Raw genomic sequence first — 483 nt, forward strand, 5'->3', positions numbered from 1 at the left:
GGCTTATTCTTTCCTTTGCTAATCGCCGTTTCTGTCTGATAATAAAGATAACCTGCTATATTTCCTTCCTTCGCAGTCTCGCCCAGTTCCACTACACCTGTATCCGGACTGAGATGGGCGGGCATCCATTGATCATAGCCCTTATCTGATCCGATCCAGTCACCACGTCGCGGCCAGAAAACTGCGAACTCATCTAAAGTCATGTCATCGTAATATTCTGCTCCTGGGCGCTCAGGTAAGTGCTCCAGATTCGCTGCCGACGGCAGTAGCTCAGTAGCATTAGTTGAACCGCTACTCTGGCCTCGCTGGCCACCGACAAACAAATCCCCACATGCTTCACAATATAAAAGCTCAAAAAGCCGGCGGCCTCGCGCTTGACCCGTTGCGGGGGATGAATGCGAAGTTCCCCGTTCTACAGAGAAATCGCTAAAGGTCACGCTATGCTGACGTGGGGTGACGGAAGCAAATAGGCCTTCTATATTC

1 protein-coding gene is annotated in these 483 nt (G+C 50.9%); it reads right to left on the bottom strand.

Annotated features, from left to right (window positions below; genetic code table 11):
* Positions 1-203 (bottom strand): hypothetical protein (locus M8318_RS00210; RefSeq protein ID WP_262660578.1); only part of this gene is annotated, 203 nt, incomplete at its 3' end.
* Between the last annotated feature and the right edge of the window lie 280 nt (positions 204-483).

Source organism: Leclercia tamurae (assembly GCF_025566055.1).
Taxonomy (GTDB): Bacteria; Pseudomonadota; Gammaproteobacteria; order Enterobacterales; family Enterobacteriaceae; genus Enterobacter; species Enterobacter tamurae.